Below are 24,759 nucleotides of genomic sequence, written 5' to 3'. Positions count from 1 at the left end.
AAAAAGACCGCCTTGCTACCTAGTATTGAAGCATGACGGTCCTTTTGGGGCTGAAGCCAGAAGCTGAGCTGTTTACTGCACTTCCACGCTGGCAACTGGTAGAGGCGACACCTCATCGCGCACAATCAGCTTGATGGGATGGGCTACTTTTTCGTTAAGTAGTGCTACTTCTAGCACATCATCAACGCGGTCGGCGTAGTGAATAGTGAGGTCCTTAAGGTAGTCGGCCGATATTTCGTCGATGTCCTTCCGGTTCTTTTGGCACAGGATGATATGCTTTACTCCGGCCCGCTTAGCAGCCAGTATTTTTTCCTTAATACCTCCCACTGGCAATACCTTGCCCCGTAGAGTAATCTCGCCTGTCATAGCCAAGTGGCTACGAATCTTGCGTTGCGTGAAGACAGAGGCAATGCTGGTAAAAATGGCAATACCGGCACTAGGGCCGTCTTTGGGCACCGCACCCTCGGGGAAGTGAATATGCAAGTCGTACTGATCAAAGAGGCGGTAGTCGATACCCAACTCTTCGGCCCGGCTGCGCAGATAGCTCAAGGCCGTAATAGCTGATTCCTTCATTACGTCGCCTAACTGCCCCGACAGCGTGAGCTTACCTCGGCCCCGACTGAGTAGACTTTCAATAAATAGAATGTCGCCCCCAACGGAGGTCCAGGCCAAGCCAGTTACGACGCCCGCTGTTTCGTTATCCTGGTACTGGTCGCGGTCGAAGATGGCCGCACCTAGAATACGCGTTACATCTTTTGGTTCTAGGGTAGCAGGAAAGGGCTCCTTCATGGCTTTGCTCTTCGCCACATTGCGCACCACGGCTCCCAGCTTGCGCTCTAAGCTCCGCACGCCCGATTCACGTGTGTAGTCATCAATAACACGCTGCAAGGCCCCGCTGGTAATACCTGAGTCTTTAGGGCCGAGGCCATGCTCGTGCAGAAGCTTGGGCCACAGGTGCTTCTTGGCAATCTGGGTTTTCTCCTCCAGCGTGTAGCCCGTCAAGTCAATGATTTCCATTCGGTCGCGCAGTGCCGGCTGAATTGTCTCCAGTGAATTGGCAGTAGCTATAAACAGCACTTTCGAGAGGTCGTACTCTACCTCTAAGTAGTTATCGGTAAAGGTGGAATTTTGCTCCGGGTCCAGTACCTCAAGTAAAGCGGAAGAAGGGTCGCCGCGGAAGTCCGTGGCAATTTTGTCTATTTCATCGAGGACGATTACGGGATTGGAAACACCTGCTTTCTTAATCTGAGACACAATACGCCCCGGCATAGCCCCGACGTACGTTTTGCGGTGTCCCCGGATTTCGGCCTCGTCGCGCACGCCTCCTAGGCTCATACGCACGTATTTGCGCCCCAGCGCTTTAGAAATGGAGCGTCCGAGAGAAGTCTTGCCCACGCCAGGAGGGCCATAGAGGCACAAAATAGGCGCCTTCATGTCCTGCTTTAGCTTAAGCACAGCCAAGTATTCAATGATGCGCTCCTTTACCTTCTCCATGCCGTAGTGGTCATCGTCGAGGATTTTCTTGGTACGCTTCAGGTTGAAGTTGTCCTTGGTATACTCACCCCAGGGTAAATCCAGCAGAAATTCCACGTAGTTCACGCTTACTGGATATTCGGCCGCCTGGGGATTAATGCGGGTGAGTTTGTCTACCTCTTTCTCGAAGTGCTTGGCTACGGTTTCGGGCCACTTCTTGCTTTTAGCGCGCTGGCGCAGCTTTTCTACTTCCTGGTCGGGTCCGTCAAAGCCGAGCTCGTCTTGGAGCACCTTGATCTGCTGACGCAGGAAGTAGTCGCGCTGCTGCTGATCAATATCTGTGTGGACTTTGGTCTGAATTTCGCGTTTGATTTCCAGCAGCTGAATCTCCTTCATCATCAGCTCCAGCAACTGCGTTCCGCGCTCCATCCCATCGTTGGTTTCCAGCAGGCCCTGCTTGATGCTTACTTCCACATTGATGTTGGAAGACAAAAAGTGGGTCAGAAACGAGGGCGACTCAATATTATCGAGGGCCATTTGCGCCTCCTGCGGAATTTCCGGGTTCAGCTTGAGCATCTTGGCCGCAGCTTCCTTCAGCGACGACACCAAGGCCTTCACTTCCTTGGATTTCTTGTTGGGGAAAATTTCGGGAGTGTACCGCACGCGAGCCGTGAGGTAGGGTGTATGCTGGGTTTCCTCCTCAATCGTGAAGCGTGACTGCCCTTGGATAATAATGGTCGTGTTGCCATCGGGCAGTACTAGCAGCTTCAGGATCTTGGCCATAGTGCCTACCTGGTACAAGTCCTGCAAAGTAGGGTCGTCGCTCTGGCCGTTTTTCTGCGCTACTACTCCCACAATCTTATTGCCGCGGTACGCCTTTCGTACTAGCCGGATGCTCTTCTTGCGCGTTACGGTAACGGGCAATACTACCCCCGGAAAAAGCACAGTATTGCGTACGGGCAGCAGGGGCAGCTGCGTAGGTGCATCTTCAGGACTGAGTGGCTGGTCGGGGTCGGCAGCCACAATGGACACCATTTCGGCGGGGTCTTCGGACATCAACAGAACTTGAGAGAAAGGAATGGTAGGCGAATCGGATTGGCTCATGGGCAGAGGGGCGGAAGCAGAAAAACCGGAGTGCCAGATTGACAGGCAAAAACCCCAGCGAGGACCTCTGATAGAGATAGGGCTTCCGAAGATACGGATTGGGCAAGTGCCGTGCCACTAAAGGACGCTGGTAATTTGCGCGAGCGAGTCGGCCAACGCGGCACGTGCAGGCCCAAAGCTAGTGAGACTGACAGTAACAATCAGACATGTAATAGCATCAAAAAATTCCTATTTTTGATGCTCGACGCGCCGGTACTCCCCACCGCATCCGTGCCTTATTTCGTTATGCTTCGCTTTACTCGTTTGCTTATTTCCGGCCTAGTGTTCCTACTAGCGCTGGCATTTTCACCTACTATAGTAGCGCAGCAAAAAAGTGGAATGCCCACAGCTCAGCGCAAGCTTACGGCCAAGGTAGTGCGGCAAGCTCGCTTTCGGGTGGATGCCACTCCTATGTTTGCCAATATCAACCGTATAGCCTACTTCCACGATAAAAAGGCCTTAAAAGCCATTACCAAGGCTGAAAAGCGCAGAAATTATCCGGCTGCCCGCAACCTGCTAGAAGCGTACGTGAGCCAATTCGGTATTGAGAACTTTTACAAAGACACTAACCTGCTTTGGCGCCTAGGACAGCTCTGGGAGAAGACGGGCAATGAGGACCGCGCCAAGGCTTACTACCGGCTGGCCCTTAAGCACCGGCGCAAGATCTGAAAAAGGTACAGTTGTACTACGATTCGCTGGAGCAGAAACAAGCGGAACTGTACGTTCCGCTGAAGGTATACTATGATGTGGTAGAATACCGCAAAAATATTGCGTCGTTCAAGCCGCCCAAAGGAGTTTACACAACCATGGGTGACGCTATCAACTCAAAAGTGGAAGACTATGGTCCCACTTTGAGTTCAGATGCCGACCAGCTCATCTTTACCTCGAAGCGCAAAATGCGCGGCATTCATGCGTGGTAGATGAGGATTTGTACATGGCCCGGCGGGAAAATGACGTGTGGACGGAAGCAGAACCGCTACCTAAACCCATTAACTCTACCTACAATGAAGGCTCGGCATGCGTGAGCAAGGACGGCAAAACCCTCTTCTTCGCCCGGTGTGAATGTCCTACCTGCCATGGCAACTGCGACCTGTATACTACCACATTTAAAGATGGGCAGTGGACCACGCCCAAGAGCTTGGGCGCCAACGTTAATTCTGTTGCCTGGGACTCCCAACCCACATTATCGCCCGGTGAGGATACGCTGTACTTCGCCTCAGACCGATTGGGGGGATTTGGCTTATCGGATATCTGGTTTACAGTACGGCAGAAGAATGGACAGTGGAGCCGCGCCCAAAACCTGGGCCCAACGGTGAATACGCGGGAAAGTGAAGTGAGCCCGTTCTATCACCCACTCTACCACGTACTCTACTTCTCGTCGCGGGGGCAGCTGCTCAACTTCGGCGACTTCGACATCTATAAAACGTACCGGGTGCGTGGGCGCTGGCAGGAACCCATCAATATTGGGCCGCTGGTAAACGGGAAAGGATCGGAATACTACTTCACCATTGACGCCGACTCCAAGAGCTTGTACTATGCCCGCTCAGAAGAGAAGGAGATGAAAAACCTCGACCTCTATTCTTTCCCGTTGCCAATGGAAGCTCAGCCACTAGCTACCACCCACGTAGAGGGGCTGCTAGTAGATTCTGTAAGCCAAAAGCCCCTCAACGGCATGGTCAGCATCATCGACACCGACAATGGAATTGAGGTTGCCAGCAAATACCTGCGGCCCGACGGCTCCTTTGATTTCGATCTGATTGAAGGCTCGCACTATGTCATGCTGATTCAAAGCCCGGACTTTTTCAGCGTAGAGAAAAAGTTTGCGTTGCAGGGCGACACCGTGATGAAGTTGATGACCAACTCGATTGACTACAAACTGCCGCTCATTTTTCAGAACATCGAGTTCGACCAAGACAAGGCCAACATCCGCCCGGCCATGCAACCTATCCTGGACCGCATTGCCGTGTTCCTCGTTGACCACCCCACCTTTCGCCTGAACATTTCGGGCCACACTGACTCCAAGGGCGACCCAGACTTTAACATGACCCTTTCGCAGGACCGTGCGGAGCTATCCGCCGCTACATTGAGCAGAAGGGAAAGCTTAAACCCAACCGCATCGAGAGTATGGGCTACGGCAGTACCCAGCCGCTCAAAGAGGAGGTAACCACTGAAGATGCCCGTACCAACCGCCGCGTAGAGTTTCGCTTAATTAAACCGGAAGGCGGCGAGCAGAAGGAAAACGGCAGTGGCAATTGGTAATGAGCGCCCAAGAAGGACCGTCTGTTCTGGAGGCTGCTAGTGGTGGAGCTTTTATACCTTGCGAGAAGCACCGTTCCAGTTGCTTCGTTGTTTTCACCCTACCCCGTCAACAATTGTAGTAACCCAGTTCTTTTTTCTGAAGGAAACTGCTCTGGACAAAATTTGCCGCTAGTCCAGAGCTGTTTCTGCCCTGGCTGCTGTTCCTCGCTACCCACGTCTATCTACGCAACGCGTAGTAGTGACTACCATGCTAACTCTCGCACCTCTTCACCTTCCCGGAACAAGGTGGTTTCTTTCTTCTTACCGGCCTCGAGGTTGACGACGTTCATCTGGTCGGGGAAAGTATCAAGCAAGAGGGAATGACGTAGGGTAAGACGTTGCGTAGGCTTTGGCAGCTTCACGCTGAAGTACAGCCACTGAGCATCATTTTCGTGCTGAATGCCAAGCAAGGTCAAAGGCAACGCCTCCCCTGGCTTGGTGCCGAACTGCACCGAGCGACGCAGCACCTGTGTAACCAGCGCATGTAGTTGTGCCTTGGGCGTTTTATCGAAACTGATGATGGTAGGCTGGCCTTTGGACAAAGCCTGTTCGAAATCATCAGAAAACACCTTCAGGGCTATTTCAAGTTGAAGCTTTTGTGCATTGTACCGCAGCTCCATAATGCTGGCGTGGTAAGGATGCGCTACTGCCGGAAGGCGCAACAGCAACAATAGCCCCGCCAGCAGAAGCCAGCGGCCGGAAAAATTCGGTAGTCGGTTCATCGGGGTTCGTACGGGTGGGCTAGGGTAGTAGAAAAGCCGTGCCACTTTGCAGGGACACGGCTTTACACAAGAACAGTTCCAGGCACCTATTAGTAACTACTGGAAGAAGTTGATGATTTGCTTAATAATTAACACGTAGGCCATCAGACTTAGAATCAGGAACATGCCTACCTTTTGCGCATTTTCCAAAAATCTATCTGAGGGCTTGCGGCCTGCTACCATTTCGTAGAGTAGGAACAACACGTGGCCCCCATCAAGGGCAGGAATTGGCAGCAGATTCATGAAGGCCAGCACCATGGAAAGCATACCCGTCAGCGTCCAGAACCGAATCCAGTTCCACTTACCTCCGTACTGCTTTGCAATTTCAACTGGGCCACCTACTGACTTGCTGAAGGAAGCCTCTCCGCGGAAAATCTTAGCGAATCCTTTGATTTGACCGGTAATAACGGCAAAAGCATTCTTGGCCCCTACTGGCACCGAGCTAGCCAACGAATAGTGCCGCACCGATTCGTGCAACAGCAAACGTGGGTGGAAGCCAAGCGTGCCTTCCGGCGTTACCGTCATAGGCAGAGGAACCGTCTGACCCGCTCGCTCTACTAGCACCGTGGTTTTCTTACCAGCGTAGGTGCGAAGCGTCTGTTGCAATTCATGGAAGAACCCGACTTTCTGCGAGCCAACCTGGAGAATCTTATCTTCTGCTTTTAGGCCTCCTTTAGAAGCTGGAGTGCCTGCTTCTACCGACTCGACCACGAAGGGCGACCGAGCCAGCACAAACGCTTCCTCACCTTGGTCGGTGAGGCGGTCCATGAAGTTGTTAGGCACGGGTACATCCACGAGTTGCCCATTGCGGTCCACGGTGTAGTAGGCATTGTTCCCCAGAATTACATCGGGGCTATACACATCGTTGAACTCCTCAAACGGACGGCCGTTGATTTTTACGATTCTGTCGCCGGGCTGGAAGCCAATCTCTTTACCCAGCTTGTTGGGAGCTATACCGTAGCGCACTTCCGACGCGGGCAGGTAGCTTTCGCCTTGGGTGTACGTGAGGAAGGTGAAGATGACGATGCCCGTGATGACGTTCATGATAATACCGCCCAGCATCACAATCAGGCGCTGCCAGGCTGGCTTTGCCCGAAACTCGTTTGGCTGAGGCTCAGCAGCTAGGCTTTCGGCATCCTGCGTTTCGTCGATCATGCCGTGGATGGCTACGTAGCCACCCAGCGGGAACCAGCCCAGACCATACTCCGTCTCACCGATTTTTTTCTTGAATAGGGCGAAGTTCATCACCCCAGGCAATGGAAATAGGAAGTCGAAGAAGATATAGAACTTATCGACCCGAATTTTAAAGTATTTGGCAGTTGCAAAGTGTCCGAACTCGTGCAGGCCCACCAGAAGAGAAAGACCCAGCAGCATCTGCCCGGCCATGTTTAGTCCTTCCAACGAAATAGGGTAATGAGGTGATTAAGTAAGGGGGAGCAGGTGATAGACAGCGCAATGCCCAACTACCAGCGCTACAAACAACGCACCGAACGGAACGACAGTGCCCCGGCCAGCGGCATTTCGGCCACTGTGTCAGCCACGGCCTACCAGCTCCTGCGCCACCCGTCGGGTTTCGTAGTCGGTTTGCACGTAGTCGTCGAGGGTTGGGGAGGCAAGGTACGAAACCCGCGCGAGGCTGGTTTCTACTACATCCGACATTTCGAGGAAGCCAATTTCATCGCGTAGAAAAGCAGCCACGGCTACTTCGTTGGCTGCATTTAACACGCAGGGCGCGTTGCCAGCCTGCCGCATGGCCCCAAAAGCCAAGGCTAGATTGCGGAAAGCGGAGGTGTCGGGCTGCTCGAAGGTAAGCTGGGGGTAGTCGAGAAAGGAAAAGCGCGGGAAGCTCGACGGCAGCCGTTGTGGGTAACCGAGGGCGTACTGAATGGGCAGCTTCATATCGGGCAGACCAAGTTGGGCTTTCAAGGACCCGTCTTCGAACTGCACTAAGGAGTGAATGATGCTTTGTGGATGCACCACTACATCAATTTGGTCATCGCGCAACCCAAACAGCCACTTAGCCTCAATCACCTCCAGGCCTTTGTTCATGAGAGATGCCGAGTCGATGGTGATTTTGGCGCCCATGTCCCAGTTAGGATGTTTGAGAGCCTGGGCCTTGGTTACTTGGGCTAGCTGAGCCGCCGTACGCCCGCGGAAAGGTCCACCAGATGCCGTCAGAATGATCTTTTCAATAGGGTTTTGTTCCTCCCCCACTAAGCACTGAAAAATAGCCGAGTGCTCGGAATCAACGGGGTATAGGCCTACTCCGTGCTCCTTCACTAGTTCTGTGATGAGCTGACCGGCCACGACTAGGGTTTCCTTATTGGCGAGGGCAATGGTTTTGCCGGCTCGAATGGCGCGCACCGTAGGCAGCAAACCCGCGTATCCTACCATAGCCGTCAGAACCACGTCCACATCGTCGCGGCCCGCAACGTCGGCAAGGGCAGCGGCACCAGTTAGAACTTCCGTGTCGGGCTGGCTGGCTAGAGCTGCTTTCACAACGGCATACTTGGCTTCGTCGCCAATAACCACGGCGGCGGGCCGAAACTCGCGGGCCTGCTGTATTAGTAAGTCGGCGTTCGACTGGGCCGAGAGGGCCGTAATAGTAAACTTGCCGGGTTGGGCACGCACTACGTCCAGAGCTTGAGTACCGATGGAACCGGTAGAACCAAGTAGGGTAAGACGCTTAGGAATGAAATCGGGCATAGAATAGGAAGAGGCGGGACTAGGACAAAGTTACACGAAGCCTCATCAGTTGCCTTACTTCTTATTCCTGACCGAGCCGTTACATACATCTGCTTCTTCCATTCCCTTTACCCAACCACGAAGCCCCTCATTACGAACTGCTGTTAGCTTGACTAGCACCTGGCAGCTATCCGTTGGGCAGATGGAGCCACAGGTGAAGCCCTTGGTTTGGTCAGGCTAAGTTAGGAACAGTGCTTCTTCTTACGCATCCCTATATTGTAACCACGCTATTTGCGATGCTCTGAAGGGCTTCAGAAAATTGGTATCTGTAGCGTACAACTTTAGCACGCGTTGTAAAGAGGATTGAGTCGCTAATCGGAAGCCTGATAGGTTTTGCATGCTTTGCATTCAGCTAATGTTGAGTTTGAGCCCCAGCAATAGAAGCAAAGCACATGAGTACTAAGCGCAAGCCTGTCTTTGCATACCCTACTTTATTGAACTGACAGAACCTGCACTGACTTCCCATTAAACATGGCTTGCTCCCCAGCCCGTTTGCCAGCCAGAGCCGCGGCTACCGGTGCGGCAGCCGAAACGGTGAAATAGTCTCGCCCCTCTACTATCAGTTTGCCAGCACTGATGCTGATGTAGAACTGGCCCATACTGGTGTGTACCAAGGCGCCGGACCGCACCGTGTCGCAGGGCAGTTCGGGCAGGATGCGCTGCAACTCGCCTTGTAGCTGCTGGGCCTGGTGAAGCTGTACTTTGTTCCGGTCCCGCTCGTTCTGCGCCATAGCGCGGCCGGTTTCATATTTGTCGCCGGCGCTGCTCTTGGTTTCAGAGTTGGCCGATTCTTGGGCGGCGTTGATGGCTGCCTGGCATGCTTCTATGCGTTCCTGCACGTAGGCTAGGCAAGCAGCATGGAGGCGGGATTTGAGTAGCTGGTCTGGGCCGGCCATAGCAAGAAAGAGAAAAGCGGGTTAGCGTAGTACTACGTCAGCCACCACCGGAAAGTGGTCGGAGGGGTAGAGGCCGCGCAGAGAATCAGTTAGGACGCCGTAGGTGAGCACCGCGTACTCTTTGCTGACAAAAATGTAGTCGATGCGGTCAGTTAGGGGCGCATCCAGCTTGAAGCCGGTGAAGGTGCCTACCGGGCCGTACGCGGGCCGCTTGGTGCTTCGGTACGTGTCGGTCAATAGCGTCTGCATGGTTTGGATCTGCTCCGTGTCAGGGGTAGAGTTGAAGTCGCCGGTGCAGATAATGGGAGCGTTCTTCGCAATTTCTTTGATCTTCTGCACCATTAGCTTGCCCGATTGGCGCCGGGCCTCTACGCCTTCGTGGTCGAAGTGCACGCTGAAGAAAAAGAACTCTTGCTTGGTTTTCAAATCCTGAAACTTGGCCCACGTACAAATGCGGTTACAGCATGTGGCGTCCCAGCCCTTGGACGGCTGATTGGGCGTTTGGCTAAGCCAAAAGTCACCGGTTTGCAGCATTTTTAAGCGGCTCTTACGGTAGAAAATAGCCGAGTGCTCACCGGCTTCCTTACCGTCGTCGCGTCCACTCCCCACAAAGGCGTATTCCGATAGCTCGGCTACGTCGTTGAGTTGGCCACGAAACCCCTCCTGGGTACCAAACACATCAAAGCTGTGGTAGCGCACCAAGTTTTTAACCATGTCCTTGCGGTTAGGCCAAGCATTTACTCCGTCGCTGGCCACGTTCAGGCGCAGGTTGTAGGTAGCAACACGCAGGGGCAGCTCGGCTTTTTGAGCAACGGTTTGCTGGCTCACAAGCAGAGCACTTAGCAGGATAAGGAAAAGCAGACGCATAGGTAGGTTTGGAAGATGAAAGCGGGGTCAAATTACGCTTATCTAACTTTCTGCCGTGTTTTCCTTTGCGAGGCGTTGCACGGCAGCTTGCACAGTGTTTACCCAGTTCAAGTCCTCGGGCTGCACTACTACCACCCGAAACCCGTAACGCTCCCCCTCCAGTCGCACTCCTTCTGAATCATCTACAAGCAGAGTAATCCCGAACGTAGGTGGGTACTTGGTGCATCGTACTCGCACCTCACGGTTGTGACGCTGCTGGTTGACGACGCCATCTAGCAGATACCATGTAGCCAGAATAGCCGCCGGATATGCCACACGCTGCGGTAAGAAGTTGTATACACCCATATTTCTAATCCATGAGCCCGACATAGACCAGCGGCTCGCGCTATTCCTTGGCGTAGGCCTTCCTCACCGAGCAAGCGCGACAGTAGCGGCCAGCGCGGCTATTCGAGTGGAAAATTATGGTTATTGCGGACTAGGGTGTTATCGAGGTCGAAGGCAAGGCGCATACACTACCAGCAGAAAAAGCCGCACCTAGAAAAGCCCCACTACAGACGGGCTATTAGCAGATCCACCACACTGAAGCCAGGCCAACGCTCCCAAAAGGTAGGCTACCACTCTTCTTGCAGCAATTGAGCATGCTATTCTTGAGTGCGCCTGGAAGAAGACGGCGGCTAGTAGGGCAGTCAAAGCTACTACCCCGGCTGATACAGAAAGCTTTTCTTCACGCATAGTTAGCTATTATGTAAGCCGTCTGCGACTCCCCTATCGTTGCTGAGGCGGGGTACTTTGTTTTGGCCTCCTAGCTTGCCCAAGCTTTTCATGTAGCGCTGGAAGGCTCCGGCCGACAACGCCGTAAGCTGCAGCGGAGCCAAGATATTGCCGCTAAGCAAATCATCGTAGTAAACGTTGCGGCGGCGCAGGCCCGTATCCAGGGCGGCGGCAAAAGCGGCAGCGTCGTGAGGAGGCTGGGCAAACTCAATGAGCCACTCGTGGCGGGACGGCACGGCCGGGTCGTCGCTGACGCGCGGCGCAACGGTGAATTCTACTACCTCTACCTCGGGGTGTTGCTGCATGGCCTCGCGCAGCGCTTGCTCTACTTCCTCGCCAATTACGTGCTCTCCGAAGGCAGAGAGAAAGTGCTTGATACGCCCCGACACAACCACCCGGAAAGGGTATTTTTGAGTGAACCGCACCGTGTCGCCGATGCTGTAGCCCCAAAGGCCGGCATTGGAGTTCAGCACGAGAGCGTACTGCTGGTCCAGCTCCACGTCGGCCAGCGTCAGGCGAGGTGGGTTGGGCTCGAAGAACCGCTCAGCCGGAATAAATTCAAAGAAGATACCCGCATCAAGCAGCAGCAGCATGCCCGGGTTGCCGGGCTCGTCCTGGAAAGCTAGGAAACCTTCGGAAGCAGGAAACAACTCAATGCTGTCCACTAGGCGACCAATGGTATCGAAGAGCTTCTTGCGGTAGGGCTCGAAGTTGACGCCCCCGTATACAAACAAGTCGAACTGCGGGAATACTTCCCCCACGGGCCGGCCGGTGCGGGCCACTAGGCGGTCGAAGTACATTTGCACCCAAGGCGGAATCCCCGAAATCAGGGTCATGGGCTGGGGTAGCGTTTCTTCCACAATGCGGTCCAGCTTCGTCTCCCAATCCTCAATGATATTGGTCTGGTAGCTGGGCATCTGGTTGCGGCGCAGATAGGCCGGCACGTGATGATTGGCAATACCCGACAGGCGCCCCGTGTGAATACCGCCCACGGTTTCCAGCTCCGGACTGCCCGATAGGAAAATGAGCTTCCCATCCAGAAACTGGCTTTTACCGGTGCGGTGCACGTAGTGCAGAAGTGCGTCTCGGGCTCCGTCAATGTGGTTAGCGATGCTCTCCTTGGTGATGGGAATATACTTGGCGCCGCTGGTGGTACCGCTGGTTTTGGCGAGGTACAGGGGTTTACCGGGCCACAGCACATCAGGCTCCCCCGCTTTCACGCGGTCGAAATACGGACTCAGGGCCTCGTAGTCGCGGACAGGAACGCGAGCAGCTAGGTCCTGTGCCGTGCGGGCGCTGCCTAGGTCATGGTCGCGCCCGAAGGCCGTGCGGGCGCCTTGGGTTAGTAGCTCGCGCACTACTCGCTGCTGGGTACCAATGGGGTCTTGCTGCCACTGGCGGTAGCGGTGCGCAACGTAGGCGGCCAGCGGCCTACTGAGAGAGGATTTCAGACCCATATGATCAGACAGCGCAGTAAGGATAATGAGAACTTCATGGCCTACCTCGAACCAAGCAGGTAAACCAAAGGTACGCTTCTAGCAAAATTAGGGGCATAGCCACCAAGAGTTCATCCATTCCCCAACCTCGGCCGTACTAGGTCACACGTCATCTCTTACACTCCATATTTTTTACTCATGATTAACCAACGTGGCAATGCCGTTTGGAACGGCGACATCAAAGGCAGCGGCGAAATTTCTACCCAGAGCGGCACCGTAAAAGCCCCGTATTCAGTAGGTGCACGCTTCGAGGGCCAGAAAGGCACCAACCCTGAGGAGCTTATTGGCGCGGCCCACGCCGGCTGCTACACCATGTTCCTGACCAGCATCCTAACCAAGGATGGCAAGCAAGTCAAGCAAATCCGCACCGAGTCGAAGGTGACGCTGGATACCTCGGGTGAGGTGCCCAAGGTGGTAAAAATTGCTCTTACTACAGAGGGTGAAGTAGAAGGCATCTCGGCCGAAGAGTTCCAGCAGTACGCGGAGAAAGCCAAAGACAACTGTCCCATCTCGGTTCTGCTAAAAGCTGTACCAGAAATGGAGTTGGCCTCCGTTACCCTCAAGTAAAACCGGTAGCTGTTGCTGCCTACTAAGCCCGCATCTACTAGCTAGCAGCCAGTAATGCGGGCTTTTTCTGATTAGTGTATAGCTGCTGCTTAAGTAGGTGCGTATGGCATAAAAGGGACTAGCATGCCCTCGGTGGCTGCCCTCCCGTGCATTCCCTAGCACTCATGTGTCTTTGAGTAGCGTCCGAAGTTCTATCTTTGAACCTGACTTACCGCCACTACACCCGTATGCCTCCAGCTTCTACTCGCATTCGTCTCCAACCCGCCAACACGCAGCGCATCCCCTTTCTGGGCCAGTTATTCCTGGGGTTGCTCTGGATTGGCTATACTATTGCCCTCATCGCAACGGGCGAAGGAGCCAGCGACATGCATTTTCTGCACTATGTGTTCCTGGTGTTTAGCCTAGTGTATGTAGGCTACGTGCTGGTGCACAACGCGCCCGTGTTTGGCACCCAGAGCTACCTTGAGTTTACCCCCGCCTACATTGTGCACAAAGACGGCCTGTTCCGTCCTAAGCAAGCCTTCCCAGCCGAAAACATTTCCTCTCTGGAACTGGTACCTCAGCAGCTGCGGGTGCAACTTGCAGAAGGCGGTACTTATGCCCTGAGTTTGCGCCAGGTAAAAGGTCTTAAGCGTAAGCGCGCCTTGCGCGAACAGGTGCGCACCTTTGCGGCCAAGCACAACATTCCCCTGCGCGACACGCAGGCTACCAGCTAAGCGTTCTTGAGCTCACAAAAAAGCCCTCACTTGCGTAAGTGAGGGCTTTTTTGTGAGCCTTAGTGTTGCTACTAGCTTACTTACCCGCAAACTTCTTGCGCAGCTCCTGAATAGTGGACCGGAAGCTTTTATCGGAGTCAATAAGGTCAGAAACCGTTTGTACGGAATGGATTACCGTAGTATGGTCGCGGCCGCCGAAGTGGTGCCCAATGCTTTTTAGGGAGTGCGTGGTGTGCTCCTTCACGAAGTACATGGCTACCTGCCGGGCCGTCACCACTTCTTTCTTGCGGGTTTTGGCCTTGAGTAAATCCAGTGGCACACCGAAGTATTCGGCGCAGGTTTTCTGGATGTAGTCAATATTTACTTCGGCTTCTACCTCCTCAATAATGTGACGTAGAGCCTGCTTGGCCATTTCCAAGTCAATCTCGCGCCGGTTGAGGCTACTTTGGGCCACTAGCGAAATAAGTACCCCTTCCAGCTCACGCACGTTGGTGTTTACGGAATGGGCCAGATACTCCACTACCTGCGGCGGGATGTCAATGCCATCCTGCTGCATTTTATTCTGGATAATAGCCATGCGCGTCTCGAAGTCGGGACTTTGCAAGTCGGCCGTCAGGCCCCACTTAAAGCGCGACAACAAGCGGTCCTCCAGCCCAATCAAATCGCGCGGAGGCCGGTCCGAGGTCATGACAATCTGCTTGCCCGCTTGGTGCAGGTGGTTGAAGATGTGAAAGAACATCTCCTGCGTCTTATCCTTACCTGATAGGAACTGCACGTCGTCCAGAATGAGAATATCAACCAGTAGGTAAAAGTTGGCGAAGTCCTGCACCGCATTGGAGCGCAAGCTCTCGATAAACTGGTTGGTAAACTTCTCCGCCGAAACGTAGAGCACAAACTTATCGGCGTTGGTAGCCTTGATGTGGTTGCCGATGGCTTGCACCAAGTGGGTCTTACCCAAGCCTACCCCTCCGTAAATCATCAGCGGGTTAAAGGAGGTAGTGCCCGGCTTGTTGGCCACAGCCAAGCCTGCCGACCGCGAAAGACGGTTACAGTCCCCTTCAATGTAGTTTTCGAAGGTATAACTGTGGTTGAGCTGGGAGTGTAGGTAGTTCCGGTCGATTCCCTTACTAGCCTCAAATGGGTTGCGCAGAGTAGCCTGGGGGGCAGGTGCCGCGGCAGCGGCGGCCACGTTGCGCGCCGAGGACGACATGGGCCCATCAGCCAGCGCCGCGGCGGGTGTGGCCACTGGGGCCGGGCCGGTAGCCTTGCGCGAAGTAGGAAGGTTAAGGGTACGCGGCTTCGTTTGAGCATTGCCCTGATCGACCACGATGCTGTACTCCAGCCGCCCATCCGGCCCTAGCTCCTGGTAGATGGCCTTCTTTAGCTCATTGACATAATGCTCCTCCAGCCATTCATAGAAAAATTGGCTGGGTACCTGAATAATCAAGACGTTATTGTGGAGCTGAACCGGGACGATGGGCTGAAACCACGTCTTGAAGCTCTGCTCACCAATGTTTGCCTTGATGACGCGAAGACAGTTGGCCCATACGGTTCGGCAATCCTTCAGCATCAATCAATTAGGGCAACAGCAACAGGTGCAGGGTGAGGAGAAAAGAAGGCCGGCCACGGTCCAGGAGAGGGCCGTTTTTTTTAGGGGGAGACAAAAATGTGGAAAAGTCAGGAGACAAAAAAACGCCCCATCCTCTTGCTTTTTACGCTTCGCGCACAGGAACAACCGAAGTCATAGCCACCGCTGGACGGCGGCTACCCCGCGCAAACGAGTAGTCGAGACGGCCGAGATTAATACCCGACCAACCTACTTGGTTGATCAGGGTACGATGCCCGTTAGGACCGTCTACGGCATCGGGCTTTTCCAAGAACGTGTGGGTGTGGCCGCCTAGTATCAGATCAATGCCGGGAGCACCCGCCGCCAGCTTGAAGTCATCGACCTTCGGCCCCTGGTATTTGTAGCCCAGGTGGGAAAGGCAAATAACCAAATCGCACTTCTCGGGGCCGCGCAGCTTGGCTACCATAGCATTGGCCGTAGCAATAGGATCCAGATACTTCGTGGCGCCAAAGTTTTTGTCGGCTACCAACCCTGCTAGTTCAATACCCAACCCAAATACCCCAACCCGAATCCCTTGCTTATCAAACACTTTATAGGCTGAAACTTGCCCGCCATATTAGTATCTGAGAAGTCGTAGTTGGCAATCAGAAACGGAAACGATGCATTGGGCAGTTGCTTCTGCAACCCTTCCAAGCCATTGTCGAAGTCGTGGTTACCAAGGGTGCTGGCGTCGTACTTCATCTGGCTCATCAGCTTGTACTCAAGCTCCCCCATGAAGAAGTTGAAGTAGGGCGTGCCCTGCCAGATGTCGCCAGAATCTAGCAGTAGCACGTTTGGCTCTTCCTTTCGGATCTGCTCAATAAGAGAAGCTCGCCGTGCCATCCCCCCCATACCAGCCCACTGCGCCGCATTGTCGGGGAAGGGCTCAATGCGGGAGTGCATGTCGTTGGTATGCAGAATAGTGAGGCGGGTAGCTTTGGCATCGGCGGCCACAGCGGGCAGGCTAGTACCTAGTAGGGCAATGCCGGCGGCGCCTAAACCTGTATGTTTCAGAAATTCGCGACGGTCCACGGTGTTGATTTCTTGAGGAGTTGATATGCTGCGCTGTTTGTTGGGTTGAAAACTGGCGAACCGATGGCAGGCTCCCGGTTACACTCTACGCCAACGATGCAACGCCTTATTTTACCCGTCCTTCGACGCTGGCTTGAATAGGTTTGCCCTGGGCAGTTTGCTCCCGAATGTACTCGGCAATAGCGTTGCGCAGCAGCACGCCCGTACCACGGGGTCTGATAACTTTCAGGAACGTCATATTGTCGCCGCCACCCGCTAGGTAGTCGGAAATGGCCACGGTGTATGTGCGCGTAATATCAAAAGGCTGGCCGTTGATGCGAACATCCTGGGGCTTACCATCGGCTGCCGTATACACTGCCCCAGAGATGGGCATTTTTACGCGGGCCGCAAAGTCGAACAATTGCTGCACTACCACGCCGGGGGCATCAAGCACAACTAGCTCATTCTCAAAGGGCATTAACTCGAAGATGGACCCTAGCGTTACTTGACCCGCAGGAATGGGGGCGCGCAGGCCCCCATTAGTCATTACTCCTAGGTCTATGGGTTTACCAAGTTCTTTGCTGGCGCGTACCCGTTGGATATCGGCCACGAAATTACTCAGGGGCGACTCCCCATTGCTTTTCACAATTGCTACCGGAGCCGTTCCCAGTACGGCCGTCATCTGCTCCGTTACGCGCTGACGGTAGGGAGCAATGGTAGCCGCAGCCGTGGGGTCTTCGGGAATAGATTTGCCAACGGGCTGGGCCGTAACCGGGGCCAACTGGGCCGTAGGCTGGTAATAGGTACCACGCTGACAGGCCGGGGCCAGCGCTATGGCTGTAAGCAGGCTGAAAGCCGCTACGCGAGAACGAAGGAAGTGCATCAGATCAGGACCAATCGAGTGAGGGCAGACCACAAAGGTACACTAGCGTGGCCGGAGTTGCAGCGGGGTTATGGCCGCAACTTGGTGCTGAGGCGTGCACAAACAGCAAGGCCGAGCATAAAAATGCCCGGCCTTGTCCTGTGAAAAAGATGCGGAGCAGGCTATTTTCCGAAGGTGTAGCCCGCCAGTAGTGATAGGCCCCGGGCACCCGAGAGCAGACCAGACGATTGAGAAGTGCTATCAAAACTATCCAGGCGGGCTTCGAGGTTGATGTCACCAGCTTGCCCCGTAGAAATCAGCACGCCTAAGCCTACTGTAAGTCCGGTGCCGTACGCGCGCAAGTCAAGGGGGGTAGTAGTTACTTGACTAGAGAAGCGGGGGTAATAATCTGTTTCTTGGCCCTCATGCTTGGTATGCACTGCAAACACTCCTCCACCTTGAATGTAGGGGCGAACTGGCCCCCTTGTTGGGCTATAACGCAAAAGCAAGGGCACCCTCACGGAAGACAAGTTTACTTGCAAAGTTCGCTCATACCCACTCCCTAAGCTACCCGTTCCGGTATAGGCAGCACTATACTCTTGTTCTACATAAATTGCCTGTGCTACAATAGAAAGATGCTGGTTGAAGCTGCCCGGATGAAGTTGAATACCTATCCCGTAGGAGGGGCGCATGGAGGAATGTAGCTCCTTTTCTATGTTACCGTTGAAGTCTACATCTGCCTGATAACCGCCGCCTAATACTGCAAACCGTAAGCGAGTTTTCGGACGTTGAGTTACACGTTGTTCTCCTCCCTTGCAAACGTTGTATGCGGAGAAAACTTTTACCAATTGTGATTCGGCCAATTCCGTCCGCGTGAGGGTAGTCTGCACCGCTGGGCAATCTGCCATTATGGTCCAGAGCACGTTACGGAATGGATATACTCTGGTACGGGTCTTTGTCTCGGCGTGTGTCTGTTGATTATACTCCACAACAGTAGTATCGCTCTGAACCAAGGGTAGTAAGGCAGTTCCGGGCGCTGCCTGGGCGTAGTAAAACTCCGTATCATCCTGGTCGGCGTAGCGGTACAGAGATGTCTTTCCGACCACTAGAGCCTGCACAAACACTTGGGTTTTGCCGGCAGTTGGTAACGTTTGGCTTTGATACTCGCGGCCACTAGTAAAGCCGTAGCCACGCAGCTGCGCTGGCGTATATTCTGTGACGGCAGCGTCGGAAGAAGGCCGAAAGCGGCATACTGTGGCGTTGCGCCGTTCGCCGCGGGAGTCTACTTGGCCCCGCAGCGTATCACCAGAGAGCGGGAGCACATAACCGGGTTTGAAATTAGTTTGAGCCAGGGCTGGGACGGACATGAGCAGCAAGGCTCCAATAAGGGTATTACGTAACACGTACAGGCTAACTGATAAGTGAAGGTGGATAACAGGCATCCGAGATGGGCCAAAGGTATCTGAGGAAAGTACCACCCTCCAAATACGAGGCAGCTTTGTAGCCCCGAAACGGTATCTTTAGGGCGGTTTCTACCGCTTGTTTTCCACCCCCACCCCGCCGTAGTATGGCCGATACGCCGCTTCCCGCGTCTGTTTCTTTTCCTGAATTTACGCCTCTTACCACTACCCAGTGGCAGGAGCGCATCCAACGCGACCTGAAAGGGCAGGACCCAAGTGCCCTTGCGTGGCATACGCCCGAGGGCTTTACCCTTACGCCTTTCTACCACCGTGAGGCGCTGGATGCTTTGGGTGGCGCACCCGTTCCACAAGTGCGGGCCCAGGGGCATTGGCGCAATGTGCCTACTTACAGCGTGCCCGCCGACGATCGGGGCCACGCCGCCATCGACCGGGCCGCGGCGGCTTTAGAACGCGGGGCCGATGGTGCCCATTTCGTGCTGACTTCGGCGGCCGATTTCGACGTGGACTACCTGCATCTGCACCTTCCGCTGCAGCTCACCTACGTAGGCTACACTGTTCGACGGGGGGCGGCGGAATTCTTGCGGCGCCTGCAAGCTACGGAGGCTACGCCGCGCGGCTTTCTGCAGTTTGACCCCGTTACGTGCCGCGTGCCCGATTTACCAGCACAGTTTCAGGATTTACGAACGGCCGTAGCGCTCAGCCAAGCGTGGCCAGAGTTCCAGACCTTGGGAATAGATGCTGCTTACTACGCCAACCGGGGTGCTACGGCTACTCAGCAGCTTGCCTTTGCCTTATCCACCGCAGCGGCCCTACTAAGTGAGTTGCCGATCCACGAGTTGCCGGTAGAGATGGTAGCGCGGGCCTTGCAGGTGCACATAAGCATCAACCCCAACTACTTTTTTGAAATAGCCAAGCTGCGTGCGCTACGGCGTCTGTTTGCCACCTTGGTGCAAGCCTACGGAGTACCTACAGAAGTAGCGCTGGAAATACCCATCTTTGCTAGTACATCCTCCTGGAGTCAGACTACCCTTGATCCGCATACCAACCTGCTGCGGGTGACTACCGAGGCCATGAGCGCCGTGCTGGGCGGGGCCAATACCATCAGCGTAGGCACCTTCGACAGCCTGATTCACGCCCCCAACGAGCTAGCTGAGCGTCTGGCTCGGAACCTGCCGGTGCTCCTGCGCGAGGAAGCATATCTCGACTGGGTGCAGGACCCGGCGGCGGGCTCCTACTACCTCGAAACCCTCACCGACCAACTCGCGCGTGAAGGGTGGGCCTTGTTTCAGAAGGTGCAAGCAGCGGGTGGTTTGCCCCAAGCTACGGGCCTAGTGCTACAGGAACTGCACGCTGCTGCTCAGGCACAGTTCCGGCGCATTGCTACCGGCGAGCATGTGGTGGTAGGCACCAACCGCTTCCAAAACCCTAACGAGCAGTTCGACTATAATCCCAAGCGCCTGCTGCGCAGCCGTGAGTTTGACAGCACCCGCGCCACCTACCCTACCGAAGTACTGCGCCTCGCTACGGCCATGCACTTCGACCGCCGCGAGAAGCAACGGAAACGGGCTGCTATGGTATTGCTGGGCGCGCATACCAATCAGCATATTCTAGAGTCGTTTCTGCGGACCCTGCCGGACCAGGAACGCCCAGAGTTGCGCGAGGCCCACCCCGATGGTACGCTGTCGGTACTGTTTTCCTCCGCGGAGGAGGCTACGCTAATGTACGCTACCCCCGAGCAATTCGGACGCTTGTCGCGGGCTGTTAGCCATGTGCCCATTGATGAGCCAGAATTTGTGCCACCCGTGTTACTCACTTCCGATCTGCCTACTATGCAGGAGGCCATCCGCATTTTCGGCTTCCGAGAGTTTACCGTTCAGGGGTACAGTACGGAGGACGTGCTGGCGCGTTTGCAAGGAAAAAAGTAAGCCTCATGCGTACTTCTGCTCACCTGCTGCACGTGCTAAATAGCCAGCTTGGCAAGGCCGCGCTAGTTGCACTGTCAGCTTACTTCATTTTTCAATTTGGTAAGAGTATAGGGGAGTTTGCGTATTACTTCCAGCACTAGGCTCCACTACTTTTCCAAGCAGCCCCTACCCTTCCGCTGCTTCCCAGTACCCGCTACCACCCACCAATTCCGATGAAGCCCGACTTTTCTCAGATAGCCTACGATGCCGCGCAGCTGCCGGCTCCGCCCGTTGATGCACCTACAACCAACACGCCCGAAGGCATTGAGCTAAGAGAGTTCTACACGCCGCAGGATGTGCAGTACCTCGACCACCTGGGCTTTGGCGCGGGGCAGGCCCCCTACCTGCGTGGCCCCTACAGCACTATGTACGTGCAAAACCCGTGGACCATTCGGCAGTACGCGGGCTTCTCAACGGCGGAAGAGTCCAATGCTTTTTATCGGCGCAATCTGGCGGGCGGGCAAAAGGGCCTGTCGGTAGCGTTTGACCTGGCAACCCACCGGGGCTACGATTCCGACCATCCGCGCGTGGTCGGCGACGTGGGCAAGGCCGGCGTGGCCATCGACTCGGTAGAAGATATGAAGGTGCTTTTCGACCAGATTCCCTTGGATCAGATGTCGGTGAGCATGACCATGAACGGGGCAGTGCTACCGGTAATGGCCTTTTACATTGTGGCGGCGGAGGAACAAGGTGTAAGCCCAGAGAAGCTATCGGGCACCATTCAGAACGATATTCTGAAGGAGTTCATGGTGCGCAACACTTACATCTACCCGCCTGAGCCGAGCATGCGCATCATTGCCGACATCTTCAGCTACACGGCCAAGCACATGCCGCGCTTCAACTCCATCAGCATCTCGGGCTACCACATGCAGGAAGCCGGAGCCACCGCCGACTTGGAGCTGGCGTACACCCTGGCCGACGGGGTGGAGTACGTGCGCGCTGGCCTAAAGGCCGGTATGACCATCGACCAGTTTGCGCCGCGCCTATCGTTTTTCTGGGCCATTGGCATGAACCACTTCATGGAAATTGCCAAGCTACGAGCTGGCCGCCTGCTGTGGGCCAAGCTCATCAAGCAGTTTGGGGCTGAAAACCCGAAGTCGTTGGCGTTGCGCACGCACTGCCAAACTTCGGGCTACTCCCTCACCGAGCAGGACCCCTTCAATAACGTAGCCCGCACCACCATTGAGGCGCTGGCCGCGGCCCTGGGTGGCACCCAAAGCTTGCACACCAACGCCCTCGACGAGGCCATTGCGCTGCCAACCGACTTCTCGGCCCGCATTGCCCGCAACACCCAGCTCTACCTCCAGCACGAAACCGATATTACCCGCGTGGTGGACCCCTGGGGCGGCTCCTACTACGTGGAAACCCTCACCCACGAGCTAGCCAATAAGGCCTGGGCCCTGATTCAGGAAGTAGAAGAACTAGGCGGCATGGCCAAGGCTATTGAAACTGGCCTACCCAAGCTGCGCATTGAGGAAGCTGCGGCCCGCAAGCAGGCCCGCATTGATGCGGGCAAGGAGGTGATTGTGGGCGTAAACCGCTTCCGCCTGACTGAGGAGCAGCAGGCCCAGGAGGCGCAAATAGAAATCCTCGACATCGACAATGCCGCCGTACGAGAGTCCCAGATTGCGCGCCTCAACCAAATCAAAGCCGAGCGCGACACTGAAGCCGTGCAGCAGGCCCTAGCCGCCCTCACGGAAGCTGCCCGCTCCGGCACCAATAACCTGCTGACTTTGGCGGTAGATGCCGCCCGCCTGCGCGCTACTCTCGGCGAAATTTCCGATGCGCTGGAAGCCGTATATGGCCGCCACCAAGCCACTATCCGTACCGTGTCGGGCGTGTACTCCCAGGAAATGGACTACGACCAGGAATTTGCCAAGGCCCGCCAAGCGGCCGACGACTTTGCCGCCAAAGAAGGCCGCCGCCCCCGCATGATGGTGGCCAAAATGGGCCAGGACGGCCACGACCGGGGCTCCAAGATTATTGCTACCTCCTTCGCCGACGTAGGCTTCGACGTGGACATTGCCCCCCTCTTCCAAACCCCCGACGAGGTAGCCCGCCAAGCGGCCGAAAACGACGTGCACGTAGTAGGCGTGAGCAGCCTTGCCGCTGGTCACAAAACCCTGATTCCGCAGCTCATTGAGGAGCTACGGCAGCTCGGCCGCGAAGACATCCTCGTCATTGCCGGTGGCGTTATCCCCGCTCAAGACTATCAATTTCTCTACGATGCCGGCGTAGCGGCGTGTACGGACCAGGAACGGTAATTGCCGTGGCCGCTCAGGAGATATTGGGGAAATTGGGAGAGTAGACAGAAAAAAGCACTAGGTGCTCAAACAAGATGCGCATTGACGAAATAGACCAGGAGGACGCAGATATTGATTGGTTTGCCACGGACAGCAACGGGCATATCCTGCATGTAGCGTCCGGCGGCGGGATACTGCCAGAGTCGGTGGCAGCTTCCCAGGAGGCGCTGCTAGAGTTGCACCTGTATTTTCTGACGCTGCCGGAAACCGACTCGGCGGTGGCGGCCGAAGTAGCCGATGGCGCCGAGGAAGCCAGCAGCTACCAGAGCTTTGCTCGCTACGCACGGCGTGGGTTGTTTTCCTTCGAGAAAACCCGCCTCCACGAGCGCGCCGATACACGTTACCACTTAGTAGCCCGGCCGCTTCGGCCGCTACTGCTGCGTGACCTACCCGAGCCCCTGGCCAAGCTACTGCGCCACACGCAGCTACCCGATTCAGTAGTGGCAGCCACGCAGCTAGATAGTGCCCGCATCAGCTAGGAACGTGCCCCCAATGCTTTGCTGCCCGCTGGGGCCGGACGCCCGGCTCCAGCGGGCAGTTTTGGTAAATGACGATTCCTGATTCAACGATTCAAAATGCTCCACAGTCTATGTAGTGGTAGCCTACTATATCGATGGGTATAATGCGCGTAAAGACTTTCCCCTAGCACTACTACTCCCACCACCTCGCTTGGGGCAGCGGACCAGCATCGAGGGTTATGGGCTGCCCGAGCTGAGGGGTAGTGATGGGCAGGTGCAGGCGCGTGGCCTCGGCAGTGGCGCGCGTTACTGACTCGTTCCAGGCGTGGTGGGCCTCCGTGAATGCACCCCAGTGAACCGGCAGCAGCACACGTGCCTGCACATCGAGGGCGGCTTGCACGGTTTGCTCGGGTAGCATATGGATTTGCGCCCACTGCTTGTCGTACTGGCCGCACTCCATCAGGGCCAGATTGAATGGGCCGTATTGCTGGCCGATTTGCTGAAAGTGCGGGCCGTAGCCTCCGTCACCACTGTAGAACACACGCTTGGTAGGCGTTTTGAGCACCCAGGAGCTCCAGGAGGTAGAGTTACGATTGGTGAGGCCTCGGCCGGAAAAGTGGCGGGCTGGGGTGCTGATGATGGTGAGGCCAGGCAGCTGCACCGAGTCGTTCCAGTCTAGCTCCTGAATGCGCGCTGCTTCTACGCCCCAGCGGCGCAAGTGGGCCCCTACCCCTAGGGGCACATAGAAGTGCGCCACCTTCGTGCGCAGCTTCACAATGGTTTTGTAGTCGAGGTGGTCATAGTGGTCATGGGAAATCAGCACGGCGTCAACGGGAGGAAGCTGCTCTGCGGTAATGGCCAGGCTGGAATTGTAACGCTTGGGCGTCACCAAGGATAGCGGCCCCATTTTCACGCTAAGCATGGGGTCAAGCAAAATGTTCTTACCCGCAATTTCTACTAGGCTAGCCGAGTGCCCAAACCACGTTACGCGGACCATTTCGGGCGTTTTGCGGGTGATACTCAGCGAATCTAGCTGCTGAGTAGGCAGGGGTCCATCGGGGGCTGCGTGGGGCGTTTTGCCAAACACAAAGCGCCACAACGAACCAAACATGCTACCATCCCCAGTCATCAGAGTAGTAGGCACCAGGTTTTGAAACTCACCGTCCCGGTAATGTCCTGATTGCGCGTAGGCCGCTTTTTCTTGGTCGGTTGGTTTGCCACCCAACTCTGGCTTAGCTGGGCAAACGCCACACCCGCCACCAGCAAGAGCACTAGCACACTCGCGGCCAGGCGGCCAAGTACTTTCCAAGGTTGACGCATAGTAAACGGGTAATAACAGCGCGGCAGGAGCACCGCTAGCGTTGTAGTCGAACTAGTACGCAAAATATTGTACCTCGTCGG

The 24,759-nt window shown here is 55.4% G+C and carries 21 protein-coding genes and 2 pseudogenes; 9 read left to right on the top strand and 14 right to left on the bottom strand.

Features of this window, described 5'->3' with window-relative positions; translation table 11 throughout:
• Window positions 1-72: 72 nt before the first annotated feature.
• Complete coding sequence (lon, locus tag VI25_RS02025) at window positions 73-2,529, bottom strand: endopeptidase La (RefSeq protein WP_152981457.1); 2,457 nt, start codon at window positions 2,527-2,529, stop codon at window positions 73-75.
• Between the two features lie 333 nt (window positions 2,530-2,862).
• Here lon and VI25_RS26320 point away from each other — a divergent pair, with 333 nt between their 5' ends.
• The 4 genes from VI25_RS26320 to VI25_RS27550 are packed head-to-tail and all read left to right on the top strand — an operon-like array spanning window position 2,863 to window position 4,875.
• Window positions 2,863-3,285: a hypothetical protein gene (locus VI25_RS26320; protein ID WP_055562218.1), complete on the top strand. Its 423-nt coding sequence runs from the start codon at window positions 2,863-2,865 to the stop codon at window positions 3,283-3,285.
• A gap of 11 nt (window positions 3,286-3,296) precedes the next feature.
• Window positions 3,297-3,536 carry a hypothetical protein gene (locus tag VI25_RS26315; RefSeq protein ID WP_052695084.1) on the top strand — a complete coding sequence of 80 codons (240 nt, stop codon included), beginning with the start codon at window positions 3,297-3,299 and terminating at the stop codon, window positions 3,534-3,536.
• Window positions 3,530-4,780, top strand: a complete 1,251-nt coding sequence (locus VI25_RS02010) for an OmpA family protein (RefSeq protein ID WP_055562217.1) — start codon at window positions 3,530-3,532, stop codon at window positions 4,778-4,780. Before VI25_RS26315 ends, VI25_RS02010 begins: the two co-directional genes overlap by 7 nt.
• On the top strand, window positions 4,741-4,875 hold the full coding sequence (locus tag VI25_RS27550) for a hypothetical protein (protein ID WP_262489904.1): 135 nt from the start codon (window positions 4,741-4,743) through the stop codon (window positions 4,873-4,875). Before VI25_RS02010 ends, VI25_RS27550 begins: the two co-directional genes overlap by 40 nt.
• A gap of 242 nt (window positions 4,876-5,117) precedes the next feature.
• Here the strand turns inward: VI25_RS27550 and VI25_RS02005 are convergent, their stop codons facing one another.
• The 7 genes from VI25_RS02005 to VI25_RS01975 all read right to left on the bottom strand — a co-directional run bounded on the left by VI25_RS02005 (window position 5,118) and on the right by VI25_RS01975 (window position 12,411).
• Window positions 5,118-5,636, bottom strand: a complete 519-nt coding sequence (locus VI25_RS02005) for a DUF6702 family protein (protein WP_045687855.1) — start codon at window positions 5,634-5,636, stop codon at window positions 5,118-5,120.
• A gap of 96 nt (window positions 5,637-5,732) precedes the next feature.
• Complete coding sequence (gene rseP, locus VI25_RS02000) at window positions 5,733-7,076, bottom strand: RIP metalloprotease RseP (RefSeq protein WP_045687856.1); 1,344 nt, start codon at window positions 7,074-7,076, stop codon at window positions 5,733-5,735.
• A gap of 132 nt (window positions 7,077-7,208) precedes the next feature.
• The gene (locus VI25_RS01995; RefSeq protein WP_045687857.1) at window positions 7,209-8,381 is read right to left on the bottom strand and encodes a 1-deoxy-D-xylulose-5-phosphate reductoisomerase; all 1,173 of its coding nucleotides are present in this window, start codon (window positions 8,379-8,381) and stop codon (window positions 7,209-7,211) included.
• 470 nt (window positions 8,382-8,851) lie between these two features.
• On the bottom strand, window positions 8,852-9,316 hold the full coding sequence (locus VI25_RS01990) for a hypothetical protein (RefSeq protein ID WP_045687858.1): 465 nt from the start codon (window positions 9,314-9,316) through the stop codon (window positions 8,852-8,854).
• Between the two features lie 21 nt (window positions 9,317-9,337).
• Entirely contained in the window at window positions 9,338-10,183 is an 846-nt protein-coding gene (locus tag VI25_RS01985; RefSeq protein WP_045687859.1) for an endonuclease/exonuclease/phosphatase family protein, read from the bottom strand.
• 42 nt (window positions 10,184-10,225) lie between these two features.
• On the bottom strand, window positions 10,226-10,498 hold the full coding sequence (locus tag VI25_RS25720; protein WP_201783255.1) for a hypothetical protein: 273 nt from the start codon (window positions 10,496-10,498) through the stop codon (window positions 10,226-10,228).
• Between the two features lie 419 nt (window positions 10,499-10,917).
• Window positions 10,918-12,411, bottom strand: a complete 1,494-nt coding sequence (locus VI25_RS01975) for a GH3 auxin-responsive promoter family protein (protein WP_045687860.1) — start codon at window positions 12,409-12,411, stop codon at window positions 10,918-10,920.
• A 177-nt stretch (window positions 12,412-12,588) separates the two neighbouring features.
• Between VI25_RS01975 and VI25_RS01970 the strand changes: the two genes are divergently transcribed.
• The gene (locus VI25_RS01970) at window positions 12,589-13,017 is read left to right on the top strand and encodes an OsmC family peroxiredoxin (RefSeq protein ID WP_045687861.1); all 429 of its coding nucleotides are present in this window, start codon (window positions 12,589-12,591) and stop codon (window positions 13,015-13,017) included.
• Window positions 13,018-13,244: 227 nt separating this feature from the next.
• Complete coding sequence (locus tag VI25_RS01965) at window positions 13,245-13,733, top strand: hypothetical protein (RefSeq protein ID WP_143437001.1); 489 nt, start codon at window positions 13,245-13,247, stop codon at window positions 13,731-13,733.
• A gap of 76 nt (window positions 13,734-13,809) precedes the next feature.
• Here VI25_RS01965 and dnaA read toward each other — a convergent pair whose 3' ends face one another.
• The 4 genes and pseudogenes from dnaA to VI25_RS01945 all read right to left on the bottom strand — a co-directional run bounded on the left by dnaA (window position 13,810) and on the right by VI25_RS01945 (window position 18,654).
• Window positions 13,810-15,303: a chromosomal replication initiator protein DnaA gene (gene dnaA / locus VI25_RS01960; RefSeq protein WP_045687863.1), complete on the bottom strand. Its 1,494-nt coding sequence runs from the start codon at window positions 15,301-15,303 to the stop codon at window positions 13,810-13,812.
• Window positions 15,304-15,445: 142 nt separating this feature from the next.
• Window positions 15,446-16,371: pseudogene (locus VI25_RS01955) on the bottom strand (metallophosphoesterase).
• Window positions 16,372-16,477: 106 nt separating this feature from the next.
• Window positions 16,478-17,233 carry a 5'-nucleotidase C-terminal domain-containing protein gene (locus VI25_RS01950; RefSeq protein WP_045687865.1) on the bottom strand — a complete coding sequence of 252 codons (756 nt, stop codon included), beginning with the start codon at window positions 17,231-17,233 and terminating at the stop codon, window positions 16,478-16,480.
• Window positions 17,234-17,394: 161 nt separating this feature from the next.
• Complete coding sequence (locus tag VI25_RS01945; RefSeq protein WP_082455360.1) at window positions 17,395-18,654, bottom strand: porin family protein; 1,260 nt, start codon at window positions 18,652-18,654, stop codon at window positions 17,395-17,397.
• A 125-nt stretch (window positions 18,655-18,779) separates the two neighbouring features.
• Here VI25_RS01945 and VI25_RS01940 point away from each other — a divergent pair, with 125 nt between their 5' ends.
• The 3 genes and pseudogenes from VI25_RS01940 (at window position 18,780) to VI25_RS01930 (ending at window position 23,379) form a co-directional block, all read left to right on the top strand.
• A complete protein-coding gene (locus VI25_RS01940) occupies window positions 18,780-20,558 on the top strand; it encodes a methylmalonyl-CoA mutase family protein (RefSeq protein WP_045687867.1) in 1,779 nt (592 codons plus the stop codon).
• Window positions 20,559-20,770: 212 nt separating this feature from the next.
• A pseudogene (gene scpA / locus VI25_RS01935) lies at window positions 20,771-22,905 on the top strand (methylmalonyl-CoA mutase).
• A 30-nt stretch (window positions 22,906-22,935) separates the two neighbouring features.
• A complete protein-coding gene (locus VI25_RS01930; protein WP_045687868.1) occupies window positions 22,936-23,379 on the top strand; it encodes a hypothetical protein in 444 nt (147 codons plus the stop codon).
• Here VI25_RS01930 and VI25_RS27545 read toward each other — a convergent pair.
• Window positions 23,356-23,484, bottom strand: a complete 129-nt coding sequence (locus VI25_RS27545) for a hypothetical protein (RefSeq protein WP_262489903.1) — start codon at window positions 23,482-23,484, stop codon at window positions 23,356-23,358. The two genes, VI25_RS01930 and VI25_RS27545, sit on opposite strands and share 24 nt — an antisense overlap.
• Window positions 23,485-23,551: 67 nt before the next feature.
• Complete coding sequence (locus VI25_RS01925) at window positions 23,552-24,667, bottom strand: MBL fold metallo-hydrolase (RefSeq protein ID WP_152981453.1); 1,116 nt, start codon at window positions 24,665-24,667, stop codon at window positions 23,552-23,554.
• Window positions 24,668-24,759 lie beyond the last annotated feature (92 nt).

Origin of the sequence: Hymenobacter sp. AT01-02, assembly GCF_000961955.2 — a bacterium.
Lineage (GTDB): Bacteria > Bacteroidota > Bacteroidia > Cytophagales > Hymenobacteraceae > Hymenobacter > Hymenobacter mucosus.
Note: the sequence above shows the minus strand (reverse complement) of the source record. Positions and strands in the feature narration are given on the sequence as shown.